Origin of the sequence: Pseudarthrobacter sp. B4EP4b, assembly GCF_006680095.1 — a bacterium.
Taxonomy (GTDB): Bacteria; Actinomycetota; Actinomycetes; order Actinomycetales; family Micrococcaceae; genus Arthrobacter.
Genome location: NZ_VHIJ01000010.1, coordinates 42,663 through 61,208, shown reverse-complemented (window position 1 = coordinate 61,208; position 18,546 = coordinate 42,663). Strand labels below are relative to the sequence as shown.

General features: G+C 65.6%; 19 protein-coding genes. 3 read left to right on the top strand and 16 right to left on the bottom strand.

The window, feature by feature from the left end; translation table 11 throughout:
- Positions 1-78: 78 nt before the first annotated feature.
- From FNL14_RS04320 to coaD, 7 genes are all read right to left on the bottom strand, one after another.
- A complete protein-coding gene (locus tag FNL14_RS04320; RefSeq protein ID WP_370455795.1) occupies positions 79-1,191 on the bottom strand; it encodes a TolB family protein in 1,113 nt (370 codons plus the stop codon).
- Entirely contained in the window at positions 1,188-2,474 is a 1,287-nt protein-coding gene (locus tag FNL14_RS04315) for an MFS transporter (RefSeq protein ID WP_255470694.1), read from the bottom strand. Before FNL14_RS04315 ends, FNL14_RS04320 begins: the two co-directional genes overlap by 4 nt.
- A gap of 132 nt (positions 2,475-2,606) precedes the next feature.
- On the bottom strand, positions 2,607-3,578 hold the full coding sequence (gene mutM / locus FNL14_RS04310; protein WP_142057944.1) for a bifunctional DNA-formamidopyrimidine glycosylase/DNA-(apurinic or apyrimidinic site) lyase: 972 nt from the start codon (positions 3,576-3,578) through the stop codon (positions 2,607-2,609).
- A 4-nt stretch (positions 3,579-3,582) separates the two neighbouring features.
- Positions 3,583-4,326: a ribonuclease III gene (gene rnc / locus FNL14_RS04305; protein ID WP_091415895.1), complete on the bottom strand. Its 744-nt coding sequence runs from the start codon at positions 4,324-4,326 to the stop codon at positions 3,583-3,585.
- A gap of 21 nt (positions 4,327-4,347) precedes the next feature.
- Positions 4,348-4,551, bottom strand: a complete 204-nt coding sequence (rpmF, locus tag FNL14_RS04300) for a 50S ribosomal protein L32 (protein ID WP_009356569.1) — start codon at positions 4,549-4,551, stop codon at positions 4,348-4,350.
- A gap of 36 nt (positions 4,552-4,587) precedes the next feature.
- Positions 4,588-5,112, bottom strand: a complete 525-nt coding sequence (locus FNL14_RS04295) for a DUF177 domain-containing protein (RefSeq protein WP_142057989.1) — start codon at positions 5,110-5,112, stop codon at positions 4,588-4,590.
- 123 nt (positions 5,113-5,235) lie between these two features.
- The gene (coaD, locus tag FNL14_RS04290; RefSeq protein ID WP_091415891.1) at positions 5,236-5,736 is read right to left on the bottom strand and encodes a pantetheine-phosphate adenylyltransferase; all 501 of its coding nucleotides are present in this window, start codon (positions 5,734-5,736) and stop codon (positions 5,236-5,238) included.
- Between the two features lie 43 nt (positions 5,737-5,779).
- Here coaD and FNL14_RS04285 point away from each other — a divergent pair, with 43 nt between their 5' ends.
- On the top strand, positions 5,780-7,009 hold the full coding sequence (locus FNL14_RS04285) for an aminotransferase class I/II-fold pyridoxal phosphate-dependent enzyme (protein WP_255470693.1): 1,230 nt from the start codon (positions 5,780-5,782) through the stop codon (positions 7,007-7,009).
- Positions 7,009-7,797 (top strand): spermidine synthase, encoded by a 789-nt coding sequence (locus tag FNL14_RS04280; RefSeq protein WP_181762540.1) that lies wholly within the window; start codon positions 7,009-7,011, stop codon positions 7,795-7,797. Before FNL14_RS04285 ends, FNL14_RS04280 begins: the two co-directional genes overlap by 1 nt.
- A 22-nt stretch (positions 7,798-7,819) precedes the next feature.
- On the opposite strand, the gene rsmD is transcribed toward FNL14_RS04280, so the two are convergent.
- The 4 genes from rsmD to thiL are packed head-to-tail and all read right to left on the bottom strand — an operon-like array spanning position 7,820 to position 12,741.
- Positions 7,820-8,482: a 16S rRNA (guanine(966)-N(2))-methyltransferase RsmD gene (rsmD, locus tag FNL14_RS04275; RefSeq protein ID WP_142057940.1), complete on the bottom strand. Its 663-nt coding sequence runs from the start codon at positions 8,480-8,482 to the stop codon at positions 7,820-7,822.
- Between the two features lie 45 nt (positions 8,483-8,527).
- Positions 8,528-10,792, bottom strand: a complete 2,265-nt coding sequence (locus FNL14_RS04270; RefSeq protein ID WP_142057938.1) for an ATP-dependent DNA helicase RecG — start codon at positions 10,790-10,792, stop codon at positions 8,528-8,530.
- Entirely contained in the window at positions 10,782-11,768 is a 987-nt protein-coding gene (locus tag FNL14_RS04265; RefSeq protein ID WP_142057936.1) for a DAK2 domain-containing protein, read from the bottom strand. Before FNL14_RS04265 ends, FNL14_RS04270 begins: the two co-directional genes overlap by 11 nt.
- Positions 11,769-11,790: 22 nt before the next feature.
- Positions 11,791-12,741: a thiamine-phosphate kinase gene (gene thiL, locus FNL14_RS04260; protein WP_142057985.1), complete on the bottom strand. Its 951-nt coding sequence runs from the start codon at positions 12,739-12,741 to the stop codon at positions 11,791-11,793.
- Between the two features lie 183 nt (positions 12,742-12,924).
- Here thiL and FNL14_RS04255 point away from each other — a divergent pair, with 183 nt between their 5' ends.
- On the top strand, positions 12,925-13,428 hold the full coding sequence (locus FNL14_RS04255; RefSeq protein WP_142057934.1) for a DUF3515 domain-containing protein: 504 nt from the start codon (positions 12,925-12,927) through the stop codon (positions 13,426-13,428).
- Between the two features lie 52 nt (positions 13,429-13,480).
- Here the strand turns inward: FNL14_RS04255 and FNL14_RS04250 are convergent, their stop codons facing one another.
- From FNL14_RS04250 to leuD, 5 genes are all read right to left on the bottom strand, one after another.
- Positions 13,481-14,629, bottom strand: coding sequence for a D-alanine--D-alanine ligase family protein (locus FNL14_RS04250; RefSeq protein WP_142057932.1), 1,149 nt, complete (start codon positions 14,627-14,629; stop codon positions 13,481-13,483).
- A gap of 2 nt (positions 14,630-14,631) precedes the next feature.
- Positions 14,632-15,684: an NAD(P)H-dependent glycerol-3-phosphate dehydrogenase gene (locus FNL14_RS04245; RefSeq protein WP_142057930.1), complete on the bottom strand. Its 1,053-nt coding sequence runs from the start codon at positions 15,682-15,684 to the stop codon at positions 14,632-14,634.
- Positions 15,674-16,450, bottom strand: coding sequence for a 1-acyl-sn-glycerol-3-phosphate acyltransferase (locus FNL14_RS04240; protein WP_142057928.1), 777 nt, complete (start codon positions 16,448-16,450; stop codon positions 15,674-15,676). The genes FNL14_RS04245 and FNL14_RS04240 overlap by 11 nt, the downstream gene beginning before the upstream one ends.
- 10 nt (positions 16,451-16,460) lie before the next feature.
- The gene (murA, locus tag FNL14_RS04235; protein ID WP_050054700.1) at positions 16,461-17,786 is read right to left on the bottom strand and encodes a UDP-N-acetylglucosamine 1-carboxyvinyltransferase; all 1,326 of its coding nucleotides are present in this window, start codon (positions 17,784-17,786) and stop codon (positions 16,461-16,463) included.
- A gap of 149 nt (positions 17,787-17,935) precedes the next feature.
- Positions 17,936-18,538: a 3-isopropylmalate dehydratase small subunit gene (leuD, locus tag FNL14_RS04230; protein WP_142057926.1), complete on the bottom strand. Its 603-nt coding sequence runs from the start codon at positions 18,536-18,538 to the stop codon at positions 17,936-17,938.
- Positions 18,539-18,546: the final 8 nt, after the last annotated feature.

The window sequence follows — 18,546 nt, the reverse complement described above, 5'->3', positions numbered from 1 at the left end:
CTGCGTTGCGGCGCAATGCCCCGGATTTACCGGCCCTTCCTGCCGTATCCGGTGATCTTCCGGGTACGCGACTGACCCTCAGCGCACCACTGCCGGAGACCATGCGTGTTCAATGAACAGCCGGGGAGCCGCTCCGGCTTCGGTGGAAACTGCCCACACGTCGCTGTCCTGGCCTGTGTCGTCCCGCGGCACCCCATAAACTACGGTGTTGTTGTCCAGCCATTCCAGCTGGTCGTCAATGTCTCGCTCCTCGCCCAGGACGGTTTCGCTCCCGGAAGCGAGGTCCAGCACGGCGATGTTCCGGTGCCCCACCAGGGTGCCGGTGGTGCTCTTCTTAAAAGCGATACGGGTTCCGTCAGGTGAAATCGACGGGCATTCAACCCCTGACGCCATCACCGTCAGCGTCCTGGCGCTAAGGTCGCCCCGGACCAGCCAGATGTGGCCCTGCGACGACGCCGTGGCATAGAAAGCTGCGGGGTCACCGGGCACGAAGGTGACACCCCAGATATTCCGGTCCGAGGCCTTGATCCGTGTTCCGTCTAAAATCAGCGAAAAATCTTCAAGGTTGCCATGGACGGCGCCGTCCCTGCCACGGATAACGGTCTCGGTGGAGAAGCCCGCGGAAGCATACGAATGTCCGGCAACAAAAACCGTGGTGGCGATGAGGGAACTGTCACCGCTCAGCCGCGTCCTGCTGGGGATGCCGCCCAGTGCCCAGGCATCGAGGCGCTTCAGCGACGAATCGTAGGTTGCGGCCTCGTATTTTGTAGGAATGTCGTTGACGGTCTGGAGGCAGCTGACGAGTTCCTTTGAGGCGTAGACGCGGTCGCAGGGTTGACCGCTCAGTGCCCGCTCGCCGGCGGGATCGGCCAATGCGACAGTGGCGGCCTGCCCGTAGCCCTGCCCGGGCGCAGTGTTGCGGAACATCACATAAGGTTCCGCCGGCAAGGACGTGGCCAAAACCACCTTTACCGTTGATGCGGCGTCCCGGCCGGCCTGCTCCTGCCGGAACGCCGAGAGTCCGTAGGCTCCTGCACCGGCGAGCACCAGGGCGGCCACTGCCAGCAGGAGCACCAGCCGCCGTCGGCTTGCCTTGCCGGGTGCTTCAAGGCCGGTGATGCCGTGGCCCTGCTGGGCATCGGTGTCAGGGTTGGGGCTGCTGGGGGCAGTGTCGACGGGGGTCCTGCTCACGATGTTGCCGTCCTTCCGGCCGGCCGGCGAAGGACAATCGCCGCAACGGGCACCGCCAGTGCCAGCAGGCCTGCCACACAGGCCGCCGCCGTACCCGGTCCCAGCAGGTACCAGAGGAGGCCGAAGCAGGCTGCAGCTGCCATCCTGCTTAGTGCCACCACAGTCTGCGCGGCTCCCAAGGCAGTTCCGAGCCGTTCCGGTGGCGCAAGTTGGCTCACCAGGGCCGAGAGCACGCCGTCTGTGGCGGCGTAAAACAGTCCCAGCAGCACCAGGCAGCCTAGGGTGGCGGCAGTTCCGCCCAGCGGAAGTACCGCCAGAACGTAACATGCCAGGAGCGCCACGTGGCCGGCCAGGAAGACGTGGACCCGCCCCCACCGGTCAGCCAACCGGCCCAGCGGAACTGCGAAGACCAGGAATGCGACATTCGTTCCGACGTAAAGGAGCGGAAACCACTGGACGGCAAAGGCCTCCCGGTCCTGAAGGAGAAGATAGACAAACCCATCGCCGATGGTGAGCAGGCCCAGCAGACCCGTGACCGCCACGAGTCGGGCCAGGCCCTGCTCCTTCAGGCGCAGCCACTTCAGCTGGGACCAGCGGAACGCGGGCCGGGGCCTCCCTTCGCTCGGCCGAGCCGAAAGCTTCAGTTTGTCCGGCACCACCAGCACCAGAACCGCCACGCCGATGATGGCGAAGGCCAGGGACACCACAAAAACCGTGCTGAACCCGTTGGGTATCAGCATCAGGATGAGGAAGGCGATCAATGGTCCGGCGGCCGCGCCGATGTTGTCCAGCATCCGGTGGATCCCAAAGGACCGGGCCAGGTATTCGGGCTGTGCGGATGCCGATATCAGGGCGTCCCGGGGAGCCGTCCGGATCCCCTTTCCGATCCTGTCGCCGGTGACGATCCCGGCGATGGCCCAGAAACCGCCGGCGAAGAGGAAGCCAACCCTGGCCGCCATGGACAGCCCGTATCCTGCGACTGCTACGCGTTTGGGGTGGCCTGTGCGGTCCGACACCCATCCCGCCCCGATCCGGACAATGGCACTGGCACCTTGGTTGATGCCGTCTATGACACCAAAGGCTATGGTGGACAGCCCGAGAAATCCTGTGACATACAGCGGAAGGACCGCCGCGACAGACTCCGAGGAAATGTCCGTCACCATGCTCACAATGCCCAGCCAGATGATCACCGGCGACAACCTGAAGGCCGTCAGCGCAGCGTGGCCGCCTGTTTCCTGCAAGTCCTGCTGGCCGCCTTTGCGGTCCGACATTGAGATGTACAAGGGCTGCCCGTTCCTTTTGTCCGGCAAGGGAAGCCATGCGCGGCCGGGCGGCGCTTGGCCTTCATCGACAAAGTGTCGCAGCCAGGTCCACATTGCGGAACCGAAGAATCCGCAGAATCTGCCGGCCGCGGACTACCAGCGGCCGTTGCGCGGACGGGGCTGGCACACGGGACAGGTGTGCGAGGAGCGGTTCATGAACTGGTCGCGCCGGATGACTGCGTGGATTCCCGCAGCGGCACACCGCCGGCACGGCTGGCCCTCTCGGCCGTAGGCGTTGAGGGACCGGTCGAAGTATCCCGAGGCGCCATTGACATTGACATAGAGGGAGTCGAAGCTCGTCCCGCCGGCGGCCAGGGCATCGAGCATAACGTCACGGGAGGAATCCAGCACCCTCTCGGCTTCGGCCCTGCGGAGGGTGTCTGTGGGCCGGGCGAAGTGGAGGCGGGCACGCCACAGGGCTTCATCCGCATAAATATTGCCGATGCCCGACACGAGGCCCTGATCCAGCAGGGCCCGCTTCAATCCCGTTTTGCGTTTGCGGAGGCGGCGGAAGAAAAGGTCAAAGGAGAAAGCAGGGTCCAACGGATCGCGGGCGATGTGGGCCGCTTCCTCTGCTATCAGGGGAAGGGGCGATTCGGCGAGTCCGCCGGGGCCGCCGTCGTCCGTTGGTACCAGTGCGGTGACGAACAGGCCCCCGAAGATCCGCTGGTCCACGAACCGCAACTGTCCGGGCATTCCGTCGCTGGAGCTCAGCCGGAACCGTACTTTGAGGTGCTTCTCGTCCGGGACATCCGCGTCCTGCATGAGGAGTTGGCCGCTCATGCCCAGGTGGGCCATCAGCGCGACGGCGGGACGCCCCTTCCCCGAAGCATCGTCATCAGCGGGGCCGGCAGCGGCGTCCACCAATGGCAGCCACAGGAATTTTCCCCGGCGTACGACGTCGGCGACGGTGGCCCCTTCGAGGTTCCCGACGAAATCCGCGGTCCCGAGCGCGTGGCGGCGGATGGAGCGTTCGTCCAGGACTTCCACGGATTCGATGGTCCGGCCGCGGACCCAGCTCACCAGGCCGCGGCGGACCACCTCAACTTCGGGAAGTTCGGGCACAGCGCTACTTGGCGGCTATGGAGCCGGCGGACTTGCCCCCGGTGGCGGAAGCCGCAGCGCTTGAAGCCGCAGTGCCGGAAAGGGCGCGCCAGGCGTCAGCAGCAGCTTCCTGCTCCGCTTCCTTTTTGGAGTGGCCCGTTCCCCGGCCGTACGCCGTGCCGCCGATGTGAAGGACTGCGGTAAAAACGCGCGCATGGTCCGGGCCCGAGCCCTCCACCGCATAGTGGATGGTTCCAAGCTGCCGGCTCGCCGCAAGTTCCTGGATGCTCGTTTTCCAGTCGGTCCCGGCACCAAGGGCAGCAGCGTCTTTGAGCAGGGGCCCGATCAGGCGCATCACCAGCTGGCGGGCCGTCTCGATGTCGTTGGACACGTAGGTGGCACCGATCAGCGCCTCCATAGTGTCCGCAAGGATCGACGCCTTGTTTTTGCCCTCGGTGAGCTTTTCGCCCTGCCCGAGGTAGATGTAGTCGCCAATCCCCAGGCTGCGCCCGATGCCGGCAAGGGCACGGGTGCTGACTACGGCCGAACGGCGCTTCGCCAGATCACCTTCGGGCAGGTCCGGATTGTCCCGGTACAAGGCGTCCGTCACGGAGAACCCGAGGATGGAGTCACCCAGGAATTCGAGCCGCTCGTTGGTGGGGATGCCGCCGTTTTCGTAGGCGTAGGAACGGTGTGTGAGCGCAAGACGAAGCGTCCCGGCGTCAATTGAGACACCGAGACGCTTCAAAAGCTCTTCAGTTGAAGACATCATGTCAGCCTGAGGGGCCGATTAGACGTCCGCGACCTTGCGGCCCTTGTACTCAAGGAACAGCGCGGTGCCGGCCGAATCGGTGACGACCTTCGCCTGGTGCGGCAGGCTGTAGGTAACCTGGCCGTTCTCCACGGTCTTCACCAGGTGGGGGGCGGTCGCCTTCCACTGCGAGCGGCGGGCGCGGGTATTCGAGCGAGACATTTTCCGCTTGGGAACAGCCACGGCTAACTCATTTCTCTCTAGACAAACACGTACAAATCAATTTTGCCGGTCAGGCTTAGCCATATCAGCTAGGGCAGCCCAGCGAGGATCCAAGACCTCGTGGTGGTGCCCCGGCTCGTCTTCCAGGCGAACTCCACATTCGGAGCAAAGGCCCTGGCAGTCTTCCCGGCACACCGGCTGGAACGGCAGATTGGTGACAACCGCGTCCCGCAACACCGGTTCAAGATCGATTACATCGTGCTCGACTCGACGTTGCTCTTCATCATCTTCTTCGTCCGAAAGCTGTATGCCCTCATAGAAGAAAAGTTCTTGCACATTGACCTCAAGGTCATACGCAAGGGGATCCAGGCATCGGCCGCATTCACCGGTTACTTCGGCGAGTGCGGTTCCGGATACCAGAATTCCTTCGTGTACGGCCTCAAGCCTCAGATCCAGCTCGATATCCGAGCCTTCCTGAACACCAATGAGCGCCACACCAAGATCACCCGGTGCGGGTACATGTTCCTTCAGTGTCCGCATGCTTCCCGGACTGCGTCCGAGGTCCTTGACGTCGAACGCCAGGGGCGAACCAGCATCTCTTTTAATGAGAACTCCTGTTGAACATATGACCGACGTACCATCTTAGCCTGAAGAGCCGCGGGGACTCAAACCAGCCAGCGGGGACCGCCGAAGTACCTGACAAGCCTACCCTCTTGGCTGCTGATCGTCCGCCGACCCGCCCGCAAGCATCCTCCGGTGCACTGATCTGGGAACGTAATCGGAGACGCTGCCGCCCAGGCCCGCGACTTCCTTGATCAAGGTGGAGGACAGGTGGATGTAGTGCGCCTCGGCGGGCAGGAAGACCGTTTCCACTCCGCTCAGCTGCCGGTTCATTGTGGCCATGGGCAGCTCGTAGTCAAAGTCGGAGGACGATCTCAGGCCCTTGACGATGGCAGACACACCCCGCTGCCGGCAATATTCTGCGAGCAGCCCTTCGCCTACGGGTTCCACCACGATGCCCTTGAGCGACGCCAGGGTTTCGCGGGCCATCTCCAGCCGTTCCGCCAGCGTGAACCTGTACTTCTTGGCCGGGTTGGTGGAGACCGCCACGATGACTTCATCAAACAGGCTGGCCGCCCGGGCAATAACCTCGAGATGGCCGTTGTGGATGGGGTCGAAGGATCCGGGGCAGACAGCGCGTCTCATGCTCCGAACCTACCCCATGGAAAGGCCGGGATACCATGACTGGATGCATCCACCACGGGAAGTTTCCACCCCCATGGCCCCTGCCCCCTGGCAGCGGACCGCGCTCGGAGCCAACCTCCTCGGAGCCGATGGCGGGCTAGGCGTGACCATCTTCGAAGAGATGACCACCCTCGCGGCGCAGACCGGTGCAATCAACCTGGGCCAGGGCTTCCCGGATGAGGACGGGCCGATGGAGATCAGGGAAGCTGCCCGCGCCGCCATCGCCGCCGGGGTGAACCAGTACGCGCCCGGCAAGGGCATCCTGGAACTGCGCGAAGCGGTGGCTGTGCACCAGGAAAGGTTCTATGGCCTCACCCCTGACCCGCAGACCGAAGTGATCATCACCACCGGCGCCACGGAAGGCATCGCTGCCGCCCTGCTGGCTTTTACCGGCCCCGGGGACGAGGTCCTGACCTTCGAGCCGTTCTACGATTCCTACGGAGCGGTGATCGGGCTCTCCGGCGCCACCCACGTCACGGCTCCGCTGCTGGCCCCGGACTTCATGCCGGACCTGGCCGCCCTGGAAGCGGCCTTCAGCGGGCGGACCAGGGCGGTGCTGCTGAACAACCCGCACAACCCCACGGGTGCGGTATTTCCCCGGAGCATCCTGCAGCGCGTCGTTGACCTGGCCCGGAAGCATGACTGCCTGATCATCACCGATGAAGTGTACGAACACCTCACGTTTGGCGCCCGCCACGTGCCGGTGGCTTCCCTGCCCGGAGCCGGTGACCGTACCATCACCATCTCCTCGGCGGGCAAGACGTTTTCGCTGACGGGCTGGAAGATCGGCTGGGTAACAGGCCCCGAGGAACTCGTCTCCGCTGTCCGGACGGTCAAGCAGTTCCTCACCTACAGTTCCGGCACCCCGTTCCAGGCGGCCATTGCCACCGGGCTGGGCCTGCCGGACGCCTTCTACGATGACGTTGCCGCCACGCTGCAGCGCAAGCGGGACATCCTGAGCGAAGGGCTGAGGGCGGCAGGCTTCGATGTCTACTCCCCGCAGGGTACGTACTTCGTCAACGTCGACACGGCGCCGCTGGGAATCCACGACTCCGTGGACCTGGCCCGCAGGCTGCCCGGACTGGTGGGCGTTGCAGCCATCCCCGTCCCCGTTTTCTGCCACCCGGAAGGGGCAGACCGGACACGCAGCCTGCTTCGCTTCGCGTTCTGCAAAAAGACGGAGGTCCTTGAGGAGGCCGCGGCCAGGCTGGCAACCCTTGGCGGGCTGGTCTGATGCAGGCGGGCAGCGGGCGGAGTGCGGCCCGGTTCCTTCGCACCAGCGGACAGCACGCATCAATCGAGCCGGACGCTTTCACAGTGGGCGGCTACGTGCTCAGTATCGGCGGCGCGGAACAGTCCCACGTGGACCTGGCACGGCCCGACCACATCTTCTACGAATACCTCAGGCGGATCGGGCATCTGGTGGACCTGGCGGCCCCCGCAGGAACGCCGGTCACGGCGCTGCACCTGGGGGCAGGCGCCCTGACCCTGGCCCGCTACATCCAGGCGACCCGGCCAGGATCCATTCAGTACACGGTGGAGCTGGAACGGGAACTTCTCGATTTCGTCCTCCGGCAACTGCCACTCCCTGAGGGGACAGACCTGCACGCCATCATCGGAGACGCCAGGGACGCACTCGCGGAGCTTGATCCCGGACTCCGCTTCGACGTCGTTATCCTTGACATCTTTTCCGGCCCGGAGGCCCCCGCCCACCTTGCCTGCACGGAGTTTTACAGCGAGCTGAGGGAGCGGCTGGCGCCGGAGGGCCTCCTGATCGTTAACGTGGGGGACGAACCCGGCCTCACCCTGGTCCGCAGCCAGGCGGCGGCGATGCGGCGTGCAATGGGTGACGTCGCCGCTGTTGCTGAAGCGGGCATGTTCGAGGGCCGCTACCCGGGGAACATCATCCTGGCCGGCACCCAAACATCCTGGCCCGCGGGCTGGTCCGAGGAACTGACCGCCCGGGGGCCGCATCCGGCCAAGGTCCTGGCCGGTGTGGACCTGGACGCCCTCGCGGTCTGATCAGGCCTGCCGGAACGGTTTCCTACCGGCCGCTGCCGTCCGCCTCAACGGAACCGGAGCCGGTCCCGTCCGCATCCACGCCTTCGTCGTCGAGCACGTCGGCATCGACGGCGTCAGGGACAAAGGGCTCAGCGAACCACAGCCTGGTTTCGCCGTACTTCTTCTCCGCGAACCGCGCCAGCCCGCCGGGCCACCCCGGCTCGGGCGAGCGGGACGACCTCTCCACCACCACCACGGCCGCCGGCGCCAGGTGGCCGGCCAGTTTTTCGAGGACTGCGGACAAAGCCACCTCCTCCAGCGGATAGGGCGGGTCCAGGAACACCAGGTCCCAGGCCGCCGATGCCGCGGCACGCTCCAGGAAGGGCTCCACCTTTGACCGGTGGACCGTCACGGCTTTTCGGCCCAGGACCCCGTTAATGAGATCGGCGTTGCGCTGGCATACAGCACTCGCCTTCGCGTCGGACTCCACCAGGTCCACGGTTTGGGCTCCCCTGCTGCCGCTCTCCACGCCCAGGGATCCCGAGCCGGCGTAGAGGTCCAGCACCCTGGCGCCACTGATGACGTCAAAGGCCTCGAGCCGCGAGAAGAGTGCTTCTTTGACCCGGTCCGTGGTGGGCCTGGTCAGGGAGCCAGGGACAGCCTGCAGCGGTGTGCCGCCGGCTGCCCCGGAAATGATCCGGCTCACTGGGCGCCTCGGCTTCCGCCGGCGCGCATTTCGGATCCCACCGTGCTAACCGCGTTCAAGGAACGCCTCCTTTTCGGGGTTGAGGTACTTGTCGATTGCTTCAGCCAGTTCGTGGTGTCCAGCCAGCATCGGGTCCTGTGACACGATCTGCTGGGCATCGTCCCTCGCCCGGCTGATGACAGCTTCATGCTCAAGGACACGCAGCAGCCTAAGGGTGGAGCGGCCGCCGGACTGGGAGGCACCGAGGATGTCGCCCTCGCGGCGCAGCTTGAGGTCCTCCTGGGAAAGGGCGAACCCGTCCGTGGTGGCGGCCACCGCCTCCAGCCTCTTCCGGCTGGGGTGGCCGGGCTCCAGCGCCGTGACCAGCAGGCACGTTCCGGGCAGCCCGCCCCTCCCTACCCGGCCACGCAGCTGGTGGAGCTGGGAGATGCCGAACCGGTCGGCGTCGAGGATGACCATCAGGGTGGCGTTGGGAACGTCAACGCCCACCTCAATGACGGTGGTGGAGACAAGCAGTTTGACCTGGTTGTCCACGAAGCCGGCCATGGCGGCGGCTTTCACGTCGGGCAGCTGGCGCCCGTGCAGTGGAGCAAGGGGAACACCGGTGAGTGCCGGCTCGGCCTGGAGATGTTCGACGACGGCAGTCACCGATGCGAGTTCCCGCCCGTTTTCCCCCTCGGGGCCATCAGCCAGGTCCGCTTCCTCCGGACTGAAGTCGCCGTCGTCGTCCGCGCCGATCTTGGGACAGACCACATACACCTGGTGCCCGTTGTCGATTTCCTCCCGGGAACGGGCCCAAATGCGGCCGGCCCACGCAGGGTTTTCGGCCAGGCCCACCAGATGGGTGCTGATCGGGGCCCGGCCTGCGGGCAGTTCGTCCAGCACCGACGTTTCAAGGTCACCGAACACGGTCATGGCAACGGTTCGCGGGATGGGCGTGGCGGTCATGACCAGCAGGTGCGGCGGCTTCCGTGCCTTGGCCCGGAGGGCATCCCGTTGCTCCACACCAAAGCGGTGCTGCTCATCCACCACGATCAGGCCAAGATCGAAGAACGTCACGTTGCCGCTAAGCAGGGCGTGGGTGCCGATGATGATTCCCGCTGTCCCGGAGGCGGCATCAAGCAGGGCCTGCTTGCGGGCTGCCGTGGGCATGGAACCCGTGAGCAGCGTGACCTGGACCGAGGTATCGCCGAGGCCGCCCAGCAGGCCGTCCCTGGACAGCGGCCCCAGGGAACGGCGGATCGAATCATAGTGCTGGGCGGCGAGTACTTCAGTGGGTGCCAGCAGCGCGGCCTGTCCCCCGGCGTCCACCACCTGCAGCATGGCCCGCAGCGCCACGATGGTTTTGCCGGAGCCCACTTCACCCTGCAGCAGCCGGTTCATCGGTGAGTCGCGGGCAAGTTCCGAGGCCAAGGTTTCACCGACGGCGGCCTGCCCCGCGGTGAGGGTGAACGGCAGGTCAGCATCGAAGGCTGCCAGCAGCCCGCCGGGAACCTGGCGCCGTGCTGTGGCTTCCTCCGCGGCCAGCTGCGCCCGGCGGCGGGCCAGAGCGGACTGCAGCACCAGTGCTTCGTGGTAGCGGAGCCGGTCCCGCGCCCGGCGCCAGTCCTCAGCGGTTTCGGGCGCGTGGATGAGGCGGTAGGCCTCGGCCACCGGCAGGAATTTTTCACGCCGGGCGACGGCGGGCGGAACGGGATCGGGCAACGCGTCCAGATCCAGCGTTTCCAGCAGGGTGTGGATGGCCTTCTGGATCTTCCAGCTGGGCAGTTTGGCAGTGGCCGGGTAGACCGGGATGGGCATGGCGGCGAGTTTTTCCGGGTCCTGGCTGCCCTCGCTGAAGGGATCGTCATCCAGCAGCTGGAAGTCCGGGTTGGTCAGGCCCAGTTGTCCCTTGAATTTGGTGACCTTTCCGGAGAACAGGGCCCGGCGCCCCTGCAGTAGATCTGTTTTTGCTTTGAAACCGTTGAAGAAGGTGATTTTGAGGGTGCCGGGGACTTTCCCCCGGTAGTCCGTTCCGCCGACCAGCCGCAGCCCTTGCCGCCCGTCGTCGTCGGACACTATGACGTCGGTGATGGTCCCGCGGCGGGCCTGCATGTTCCGGGTGCTGCTGGAGAGCACCCGGGCGATGAGGGTGACCTCCTCGTCGAGGGGGAGTTCGCTGATGGGCGTGAGCTCACCGCGGTTCATGTAGCGGCGCGGGAAGTAGTTCAGCAGCCCGTCAACCGTGGTGATGCCCAGGTGCTTTTCGATGACCGATGCGGACCGCTTGCCGATCCGCCGTTCCAGCACAAGGTCGAGTTCAGCGGTCATGCCCACTGGAGTTCACTGCGTCTGTGTGGGGTTCCCGCGGCAGGGCGAGTTCGCTGATGCTGATGTGGGACGGTTCTCCCAGGGCACGGATGATACTGACAGCAGGCTCGGGATCCGGAACGTGCACATGGACCCGCCAGCGGTAGTTCCCATCGGCGTCTTCGTTGCCCCCCACCTGGCTCATGATCACGGATTCACCGATTTCGTCGAGCTGCTGGCGGAGCGTGGCCGCATGAAGCGGTGAAAGATTGATGGTGCACATGACTTCGACGCCGTCATCGTCCGGCAGGGCCGCATGGATATGGGGATCGGAGACGTCATAGCCGTGGAGCCCGTCCAGCAGTTCGCTCTGGAGCTCCTCACCCAGGACGGCGGAACGGAGGCAGTCCAGGATCAGGAGCATGCCCACTCCACCCGCGTCCACCACCCGGGCCGAGGTCAGCGCGTCCAGCTGGTCCTCCGTGCGGATCACTGCGGCCAAGGCACCTTCAACGGCGGCGTCCAGTGCCAGGCCCAGGGCGTGGTTGCTGTCGTCCCCGTTCTGCCCGGCGTCCACCGCGGCCGCTGCCCGTGCCGCAGCCTCCATCACGGAAAGCATGGTTCCGGGAACCGGGTCGCTGAGGGCGGACCATGCCCTGATCTGGGCCCGGTTCAGTGCGGCGGCCAGCAGGGTGGACGTCAGCCGGGTGTGGCCCGCGAGCGGTTCCGCCGCGGCGCACAGGAACACCGACAAAAGGGTCCCTGAGTTTCCGCGGGCTTCCTCCATCGCAGCCTGGCCGGCAGCAGCCAGTACGACGCCGACGTCCAGCTGCGCAGGCTGGTCCTCCGCGGCGGCCGCGGACCGGGCAGCCGCGCGCACGGTCAAGTACAGGTTGGTGCCCGTGTCGCCGTCCGCTACCGGGAAGATATTGATGGCGTTGAGGCGGTCGCTATGGTTGCCAATGACGGTTTCAGCCTTGCCCAACCACCTCTTCATCGCTTGCGCGTTGGCGGCAACCTTAGTGTGCAAAGTGATCCCATCCCCCGGCGTCCGCGGGCCGGCCCGCAATTTTGACGCTCGGGCTTTCATTGCTTCCCAATGCTTGTACTGAGCCTATCGCAGTGAATCCGGGTGGCAGCTGAACATCAGCAGGGAATGTGGCGAGCAGGCCGTGGTCCTCCCCGCCGTTGAGCACCCAGGCTGCCGGTTCCGTGCCCAGCAGCTCCGAGGCAGGCCGCAGCACCTCCCCCAGCACGTGCAGTTGCGCCGGATCCAGGTCGATTGCGGCGCTGCTGGCCGTAGCCAGCCGCAGTCCGTCCCGCAGCAGTCCGTCCGAAACATCCAGCATCGCCGTGGCACCGGCCGTCCGCGCTGCAGGGCCTGCTTCCAGCGGCGGCCGCGGCCTGCACTGCAGGTCGAGGAAGGCACGCTCACGTTCCCCGAGGGCATCAACGTTCTCGGCCGACTCCAGGAGGGCCAGGCCCGCAGCAGCATGCCCGGCCGTACCGGCAAGCGCGAGGACATCCCCCGGCTGCGCCCCGGACCGGAGCACTGCTGGACCGCCGTCGAGGGTACCGAGGACGGCGACGGTGACCGAAATTTCCCGGCCCCGGCCGAGGTCGCCGCCCGCCACCGAGCATCTGGTGGCTCCGAGGTCCTTGATGCCGGCAGTAAGCCCATCCGCAAGGTCCTCCACCCAGCTCACCGGCGTCTCGGGCGGGAGTGTGAGGCTCACGACGAGCGACGTGGCGGTGGCCCCCATGGCATTGATGTCGCTGAGGTTCTGCGCCGCGGCCTTCCAGCCGACGTCGAACCCGGTGGTCCGGTAACCATTTGGCCATTCCAGGCGGAAATCCTGGTCCTGGACCTGCGTGTCGATGCTGATAAGCGTCCTGCCGTCCGGTGCCGCCACCACGGCAGCGTCATCCCCCGGACCCAGCAGCGTGGCCTCTGAGTAGGACCCGGACATGGAAAGACGGGGGAAGATCCGGGCCAGCAATTCGGCTTCGGAGAGGGCAGCAACGGCTGGGGGCTGCGGGTGGACGGTCAAACGGTTTTCTGGCACGCCACTACGCTACAGCGGGCCACGGACATTGGCTGGCCGCACCTCCTGGTGTCCTGGCCGGCCCGGCTGCGGCGATAGGCTTGGAGCATGCACCACCCCCTCGCCTCCCTGACCGCCCGCCGTGCCAGGATGGCGCTGATCGGGGCTTTAGCCGCCCTTCCGCTGGCTGCGTGTTCCCCAGTGGTGGACGTGCCGGCCGCCAAGGATGCGGCGAACCCGGCCTGCGCCCCCATGATGGTGGCTCTCCCCGAGGCCATCGGGGACTCAGCCCTCCGTAAGACAAACAGCCAGGCAACTGCCGCCTGGGGCGATCCCTCACTGGTGGTCCTGCGTTGCGGCGTCAATGTGCCGGGACCCACCACCGACCGGTGCGTTACCGTCAACGGGATCGACTGGGTCATCAAGGAAGGCGACCCGGTATGGACGCTCACCACTTACGGCCGGGAGCCCGCCACGGAGATCCTGATGGACCCGGACAAGATCAGTTCCGCCACGGTGCTTGCAGACCTGGCGGTTGCCGCCGCAGAAGTGCCGGCGAGCCGCAACTGCGTGGGCCAGGAGGAACTGCAGGACCTCCCGCAAAGCCAGTAGGTTTCGACAAGCTCAACCACCGGGAGCGGTCAGCTCAACCACCGGAACGGGGTCAGCGGAGTCCGGTTTTGCGGTTCAGTGCCAGGTGGATGAGTTCGTCGATCAGGTCGGCGTAGCCCAGGCCGGAGGCGGCCCACATCTGCGGGTACATGCTCTTGGGGGTGAAGCCCGGCATGGTGTTGATCTCGTTGATGATCAGCTGGCCGTCCGGTGTGTAGAAGAAGTCCACCCGGCTCAATCCCTCTGCACCCACGGCATCAAAGGCAGCCGCCGAGAGTTCACGCACCCTGGTAATGGCTTCCTCGGGCAGGTCCGCGGGGCAGCTGAGCGCTGCGGCGTCGTCTTCGACGTACTTCGCGTTGAAGTCGTAGAACTCGTGCGTGCCGCCTGCCACGGAGATCTCGCCGGGCATGGAGGTGCGGGGGGCATCGGTCCCCCTGCCTTCGAGCACTGCGCATTCAATCTCGCGGCCCACAATTCCCGCCTCAATGACGAGTTTAAGGTCGTGCCGCCGTGCTTCCTCAATGGCAGCGTCCAGCTCATCCAGCGAGTCCACCTTGGAAATACCCATCGAGGATCCGGCCCTGGCGGGCTTGACGAAGACGGGGAACCCGAGCCGGTCCACCTGCTTCCGCACGGACTCCGCGTCCTTGCGCCACTGCCTGTCGGTCACGGCAATGTAGGGGCCCACCTGAAGGCCGGCCGCTTCAAAGACCACCTTCATGTAGTGCTTGTCCATCCCCACAGCGGAAGCCAGGACGCCGGCTCCGACGTACCTCGTGTCCGAGAGTTCCAGGAGCCCCTGGATGGTACCGTCCTCGCCGAACGGGCCGTGCAGCAGCGGGAATACCACATCCACGGTGCCGAGCTCCTGCGGAACCTCGTTCGGGGAAGCCACGATCAGCTGGTGTTCGCCGCCGATCTCGGCCAGCGTCACCGTCTTCTGCGACGGGACCACCTCAGGCAGCGAGGACGCGGAGAGGGACCACTGGGCGGTGTCCTCGGCGGCAAGGACCCACTGCCCCGTCTTGGCGATTCCGATCGGGATCACCTCGTACTTGTCCCTGTTAATGGCACCAAGGACACCGGCGGCGGTAACGCAGCTCACGGCATGCTCGCTGGACCGTCCGCCGAACAATACCGCCACCCGGGGCTTTGCCCCGCGGGCCGGTTCTGATGCGGTGAGATTGTGGTGGGACATGGTCAGTAATCGCCTTCAGGTTTCAGTTCCCGGGCCAGCAGGACAGGCCCCAGTTGGTCAACGGACAGCTTGCCTGCCAGCACAGCGACGACGGCGGCCGTGATGGGCATCTCGACGCCGAGCTTTGCCGCGAGTTCGTGGACGGCCTGGCCGGATTTAATGCCTTCGGCGGTCTGGGTCATCTTCTGGCCTACTTCCTCCAGCGTAAGGCCCTGGCCCAGCAGCCGCCCGGCGGTATGGTTCCTCGACAGCGGAGAAGAGCATGTGGCCACCAGGTCACCCAGGCCAGCCAGGCCCGCCATGGTTTTCGCGTCCCCGCCCAGCGCCAACGCCAGGCGGGATGTTTCGGCGAGGCCGCGGGTAATAACAGAAGCCTTGGTGTTGTCCCCCATTTGCCGGCCCTCGCAAATACCTACTGCCAGCGCGATGACGTTCTTAACGATGCCGCCGATTTCCACACCCACGATGTCCGCGGTGGTGTACGGCCGGAAGTATGGTGCCGTGCAGCTGCGGGCTATCCAGCCGGCGGCAGCGGAATCAGTGCAGGCCACCACGGATGCGGTAGGTTCCTCGCGGGCGATCTCCATGGCCAGGTTGGGACCGGAAACGACGGCGATGCGTTCCGTTGGAACGCCGAGTTCCTCACTGATGACCTCGCTCATCCGGGCATCGGTGCCCAGTTCCAGCCCCTTCATCAGTGAAACCACCATGGCACCGGGGGCGATCATGTCCTTCCATCCGCGCAATTGCGGCCGGAGGGACTGGGCCGGCACAGCCAGTATCACCAGATCGGCGCCGGCCAGCACCTCAGGGACGTCAGTGGAAGCGGTAATGCTCTCCGGGAGGGCAATGTCCTTCAGGTATTGGCTGTTGCGGTGGAAGGTGTTGATTTCCTCCACCACTTCGGTGCGCCGGCCCCACAACCGGATGGCGCGGGGCTCACCGGCGGCGGTGGCGGCATCGGCCAGGATCTTCGCAAACGTGGTTCCCCAGGAGCCGGCCCCAAGCACGGCAACAGAGCGGGCCGACCCGCCCTGTGTCCCCTCAGGAATCACCGGGCGTCCGTTCCCCGGTCTGGCCCTGGCCGCGCTCCACGAAACGCCCGTGCTTGGACTGCTGCTGCTTTGCCGGATCCCAGCGCACCGCCGGGGGCTGCTCTCCCCTGAGCTCCGCGAGGAGGCCGGTGATGGCGTCCATGATGGCGTCGGTTGCTCCGGCCAGCGTGGCCTTGTCCAGGGGACGGCCGGAGAAGGCGCTGAGGTCCACAGGATCGCCCACTACAACACGGGACCTCTTGCGCGGGAAGAGGTGGAACCTCTTGCCGTACCGCGGAAACACGTCATGCGCGCCCCAGTGTGCGATCGGAACCACGGGAATGCCGCCCTCAAGGGCCAGCCGCGCCGCGCCGGTATGGCCCTTCATCGGCCACAGGTCCGGGTCACGCGTGAGGGTGCCCTCCGGATAGATGATGATGGCCCCGCCCTCGGCGACAATCTCCTGTGCGACCTGCAGCGAGCGGTTCGCTCCCGCCGTCGAGCGCTCCACGGGGACCTGCTTGGTGGCATGCAGCAGCCAACCAAAGGCGGGAACCTTGAAGAGGCCCGCTTTGGCAAGGAAGTGCGGGGCGCGCTTCTGGTTGTACAGCATGTGGCCCACTACCAGCGGATCAATTTCGGTGCAGTGGTTGGGGGCCGCGATGAACCCGCCGGCGGGAAGCTTCTCCGTCCCCTCCCACTCCTTGCTCATCATGGCGTTCATCAAGGGCCGGACAATGCCGGCAATGAACATAAAGGTGGCCCTGCTTTTAGCAGACTCTTTCACGTCGGTTCCGCTACTTTGTGGGGGTGATGTCGAAGTCGGCGCCCAGCCCGGCAAGCTTTTCGGTGAAGCGCTCGTAGCCCCGGTTGATGATGTCGATGCCGGTCACCCGGGATGTTCCCGTAGCGGCGAGGGCCGCGATCAGGTGGCTGAAGCCGCCGCGAAGGTCCGGCACGTCGATGTCGGTTCCCTTGAGCTGGGTGGGCCCGGAGATGACTGCCGAATGCAGGAAGTTCCGCTGGCCGAACCGGCAGGGCACGCTGCCCAGGCACTCACGGTGCACCTGGATGCTGGCGCCCATCCGGATCAGTGCGTCGGTGAAGCCGAAGCGGTTTTCGTACACGGTCTCGTGGACGATCGAGACTCCTTCAGCCTGGGTCAGCGCCACCACCAGCGGCTGCTGCCAGTCGGTCATAAAACCGGGGTGCACGTCCGTCTCCAGGACCAGGGGGTTGAGTTTTCCGCCCTTGTGGTAGAAGCGGATGCCGTCCTCGCCGATGTCCATGCCGCCGCCGACCTTGCGGTAGGTGTTCAGGAACGTCATCATGTCTCGCTGGGAGGCGCCCTCAACGAAGATGTCACCCTTGGTCACCAGCGCCGCAGATGCCCACGACGCCGATTCGTTGCGGTCCGAGAGGGCCCGGTGGTTGTAGCCGCCGAGGTCGCGGACGCCTTCGATGCGGATGGTGCGGTCGGTCTGGACGCTGATGATGGCGCCCATCTTCTGCAGCACGGCGATCAGGTCGATGATTTCCGGTTCCGTTGCCGCTCCGGAGAGTTCGGTGATGCCCTCCGCGCGGGTGGCGCTCAGCAGCACCTGCTCCGTGGCCCCGACGGACGGGTAGGGCAGGGAAATTTTGGCGCCGTGCAGGCCCTTGGGGGCGGAGATGTGGATGCCGCCCGGCCGCTTCTCCACCACGGCACCGAACTGGCGCAGCACATCAAGGTGGTAATCGATGGGACGGTCGCCGATCTTGCAACCGCCGAGATCGGGAATGAACGCTTCCCCGATGGCGTGGATCAGGGGGCCGCACAGCAGGATGGGAATCCGGGAGTCGCCGGCGTGGGCGTCAATGGCAGTGCTGGGCGCCGTCTTGGCCGCCTTTGGATCCAGGGTGAGATCCCCGTTAACCGGGTCCTTGACCACTGTCACGCCGTGGAGCTGAAGGAGGGAGGTGACGACCTCCACATCCTTGATCTCCGGCACGTTCCGCAATACGGACGGCTCGTTGCCCAGCAACGCTGCCACCATCGCCTTGGGAACGAGGTTTTTCGCTCCCCGGACGCTTACGCGGCCCGTCAACGGGACTCCGCCACGGATTGTCAGAACACTACTCATATACCGGTTTCCTCACGATAACTAGCCCACAAAACCTTGCAAAGGCTCCAACCAAGCATAGGAGGTCGCGTTACCGAACCGAAATACGCGGGCGACGGCGGCAGGGCGTGGCGGGCCGCCGTCGCACGGTCGGAGGTACTTCAGCCCACTCAGGAAAGGCGTGCCGGCAGGGTTTTCGGGAGGAAGGCCGGGCGCGTGGACTCGTAGGCAGTGATGTCCGCCTCGTGCTGGAGAGTAAGCCCGATATCGTCCAGGCCTTCGAGCAGGCGCCAGCGCGTGTAGTCGTCGATATCGAAGGGTGCGACGATGTTGCCGCATACCACGGTCTTGGAGACGAGGTCCACGGTGACCTGGGTGCCGGGAGCGTTTTCGAGCTCTTTCCAGATCAGTTCGATGTCGTCCTGCGCCACCTGTGCTGCGAGCAGCCCCTGCTTGCCGGAGTTGCCGCGGAAGATATCGGCGAACCGGGACGAGAGCACAGTTTTGAAGCCGTAGTCCTTCAGCGCCCAGACCGCGTGTTCCCGGGAGGAGCCGGTGCCGAAGTCGGGGCCCGCCACCAGAACGGAGCCCGCGTTGAACGGTTCCTGGTTCAGGATGAAGGACGGGTCCTTGCGCCACGCGGAAAACAGGGCGTCCTCGAAGCCTGTGCGGGTGATGCGCTTGAGGTAGACAGCGGGGATGATCTGGTCCGTGTCCACGTTGCTCTGCCGCAGCGGGACGCCGATTCCGGTGTGGGTGGTGAACTTTTCCATGGCGGGTC

What these genes read in the sequence shown, in the direction of transcription:
- FNL14_RS04255 (WP_142057934.1), top strand. Translation starts at nt 12,925, where the DNA reads ATGCACCACCCCCTCGCCTCCCTGACCGCCCGCCGTGCCAGGATGGCG.
- rnc (WP_091415895.1), bottom strand. Translation starts at nt 4,326, where the DNA reads ATGTCTTCAACTGAAGAGCTTTTGAAGCGTCTCGGTGTCTCAATTGAC.
- FNL14_RS04270 (WP_142057938.1), bottom strand. Translation starts at nt 10,792, where the DNA reads ATGACCGCTGAACTCGACCTTGTGCTGGAACGGCGGATCGGCAAGCGG.
- leuD (WP_142057926.1), bottom strand. Translation starts at nt 18,538, where the DNA reads ATGGAAAAGTTCACCACCCACACCGGAATCGGCGTCCCGCTGCGGCAG.
- FNL14_RS04285 (WP_255470693.1), top strand. Translation starts at nt 5,780, where the DNA reads ATGCATCCACCACGGGAAGTTTCCACCCCCATGGCCCCTGCCCCCTGG.
- FNL14_RS04280 (WP_181762540.1), top strand. Translation starts at nt 7,009, where the DNA reads ATGCAGGCGGGCAGCGGGCGGAGTGCGGCCCGGTTCCTTCGCACCAGC.
- FNL14_RS04250 (WP_142057932.1), bottom strand. Translation starts at nt 14,629, where the DNA reads ATGTCCCACCACAATCTCACCGCATCAGAACCGGCCCGCGGGGCAAAG.
- coaD (WP_091415891.1), bottom strand. Translation starts at nt 5,736, where the DNA reads ATGAGACGCGCTGTCTGCCCCGGATCCTTCGACCCCATCCACAACGGC.
- murA (WP_050054700.1), bottom strand. Translation starts at nt 17,786, where the DNA reads ATGAGTAGTGTTCTGACAATCCGTGGCGGAGTCCCGTTGACGGGCCGC.
- FNL14_RS04265 (WP_142057936.1), bottom strand. Translation starts at nt 11,768, where the DNA reads ATGAAGAGGTGGTTGGGCAAGGCTGAAACCGTCATTGGCAACCATAGC.
- thiL (WP_142057985.1), bottom strand. Translation starts at nt 12,741, where the DNA reads ATGTCCGGGTCCTACTCAGAGGCCACGCTGCTGGGTCCGGGGGATGAC.